Here is a 2,008-nt window from a genome sequence, read left to right on the forward strand (position 1 = left end):
CCCGACCCCGGGGCAAGCCCCCGGGGTCGGGAAGGGGCGGGGTGGGGGAAAAGGGCCCCTTCGGGCCGGGGCGGCGTTTTCGTCATGGGTTCATGGGCACTCTGACTACTACCGCCACCGGCGGAGCCGATCGCGTACTCCGTACTCACCGTACGGACGATCCTCGCCCGACACGTCCCGCACCGTCGCACAGTCAATGCCGCAATCCGGGACACTTTGCCCTGATCTGTCGTGTGCCCGGGGAAAGGACGCGACGCCATGCCGGAAGCTTCATTCTCCCGGGGGGCACACCACCCGCCGACCGCTACCGCACCAACCGCCGCCGCCAGCACGGCGGCCCGAGGCCCGGACGGGCCGGGGACCGGGCTGCTCGGCTCGCTCGCGCCGCTGCTCGCCGAGTGGCTCCCCCGGCAGCGCTGGTTCGCGGGCAAGGGCCGCCCCGTCACCGGCTTCGCCCTCGTCTCCGCGACCGAGATACTGCCCAGCCCGCCGGGCGGCACGACCCCCGGGTTACTCCATTTGCTCATCCGCGCCCAGCAGTCGGAACCGCCCGGCCACCGCCACGGTTTCGGCTGCGGCCACCGCCGCGGCGCGGCCGCCAGCGACTGCTACCAGATCCTGCTCGGCGTCCGCACGACCCTGCCGCCCTCCCTCGCCCCCGCGCTCATCGGCCGCCCCAGCGGCGGCCCGCTGGACGGCCGTACCGTGTACGAGGCGCTGGCCGACCCCCGCCTCGCCTCGCTGCTCCTGGAGCGGCTCCGCGTCCCCGGCCGCCTGGACCCCCTGCGCTTCGTACGCGAACCCTCCAGCGCCATCCCCTCCATCCTGCCGCCCCGGCTGATGACGGCCGAGCAGTCCAACTCCTCGGTGGTGTACGGAGATACGTTCATCCTCAAGCTCTTCCGGCGGGTCAGCCCCGGCACCAACCCCGACCTCGAACTCCCCCTCGCCCTCGCCCGCACCGGCTGCACCCGGGTGCCCGCCCCCGCCGCCTGGTTCGAGGCCGCCCCGCCGCCGGAGGGGCCCGGTCCGCGGCCGGAGCCGTTCACCCTCGGCGTCCTCCAGCCCTACCTCGCCGGGTCCACCGACGGCTGGCAGCTCGCCCTCGACGCCCTCGCCGTGCGCGCCGACTTCACCGACGCCGCGCACGCCCTCGGTCACGCCACCGCCGAGGTGCACCTCGCGATGGCCGACGCGCTCCCCGTCTCCGTACTGCGCCGCCCGCAGATCGAACACCTCGCGGCCGCCATGAGCGAACGCCTCGACTCGGCCGCCGCCGCGGTGCCCGCGCTCCAGCCGTACCGGGCCGCGCTGCACGCCGCGTACGAGGACGTCGCCGCCCTCGGCCGCACCGGGCGCACCTGGGCGGCCCAGCGCATCCACGGCGATCTGCACCTCGGGCAGGCCCTGCTGACGGCGGAACGGCAGTGGTCGCTGATCGACTTCGAGGGCGAGCCGTCCCGTCCGCTCGCCGAACGCCGTCGCCCGCAGCCGCCGGTCCGCGACATCGCGGGCATGCTCCGCTCCTTCGACTACGCGGCGGCCGTGGGCGGCCACGACACGCCGCAGGACTGGGCCGGGCGCATGCGTGGCGCCTACTGCGCGGGGTACGCGGAGGGCTCCGGTACGGATCCGCGCGACGAACCGGAGCTGCTGCGCGCCCATGAGACCGACAAGGCGGTGTACGAGGTCCTCTACGAGGCCCGCCACCGCCCCGACTGGCTGCCGGTCCCGATGACCGCGATCCGCCGACTGGCCGCCGCCGTCCGCTGACCCCCGCCGAGCCCCCCTCCAATACCCGCCTCCGACACCCGCCTCCGACACCCCCGGGAGGACCACCCCGTGACCGCACGACCGCCGTCCGGCCAGCACCCGTCCGACGAGGGCCCGGGCCCCGACCCGGCCGCCACCGGCACCAGGACGGGCCCGGCGGTCCCGCCCACGTTCCTCCCCGGCCGAGCCGCCCCGGGCCCGGTGCGCCGTCCCGAGCCGCCCCGGGCCGAGGCCG

The 2,008-nt window shown here is 75.9% G+C and carries 1 protein-coding gene; it reads left to right on the forward strand.

The features are described 5' to 3' along the window. The first annotated feature begins 258 nt into the window (after nt 1-258). Nucleotides 259-1,773 carry a maltokinase N-terminal cap-like domain-containing protein gene (locus tag EEJ42_RS31900; RefSeq protein WP_123105371.1) on the forward strand — a complete coding sequence of 505 codons (1,515 nt, stop codon included), beginning with the start codon at nt 259-261 and terminating at the stop codon, nt 1,771-1,773. The last annotated feature ends 235 nt before the right edge of the window (nt 1,774-2,008 follow it).

This window comes from Streptomyces botrytidirepellens (assembly GCF_003721215.1).
GTDB classification, from domain to species: domain Bacteria; phylum Actinomycetota; class Actinomycetes; order Streptomycetales; family Streptomycetaceae; genus Streptomyces; species Streptomyces himastatinicus.